The organism is Pantoea sp. 18059, from assembly GCF_902706165.1.
Lineage (GTDB): Bacteria > Pseudomonadota > Gammaproteobacteria > Enterobacterales > Enterobacteriaceae > Pantoea > Pantoea agglomerans.
The window spans coordinates 1-433 of sequence record NZ_CACSJS010000047.1 but is presented as its reverse complement, the minus strand read 5'-3'; the positions used below and the strand labels follow the sequence as shown (position 1 = coordinate 433).

Below are 433 nucleotides of genomic sequence, written 5' to 3'. Positions count from 1 at the left end.
TACATGTACTGCTATGACATCATTATTCGCAAGCATTTGTGCGTAATAAATAGACTTATCAACTGCTGTTGTAATACTTGTTATCGGCACAATTGCTAAATTACGATCTACCACGTCCACATTAAGAACATCAATGTCAGAACGTAATTGTTCTGCGATATCTCGATAATGTTTGTTAATTTTCAAGAAGAAAATCACCACGAACGGCAAGAAAATAAGTATCGGCCATACTTGGCTAAATTTAGTTATGAGTAAAATCATAAAAACAATAAATGTCACGATACCACCTAGTAAGTTCACAGACAACTTACTTAACCAATTCTTAGGACGTTCATGAATCCATTTAATAACCATACCGAATTGTGCTAGTGTAAATGGAATGAATACACCAACCGCATACAATGGAATTAAATCTTCAGTCATACCATCAAAT

Annotated in this window: 1 pseudogene; it reads right to left on the bottom strand. The window is 33.9% G+C overall.

The window, feature by feature from the left end:
* Window positions 1–433 (bottom strand): annotated as a pseudogene (locus tag GVJ63_RS21990) (amino acid permease); the annotation flags it as partial.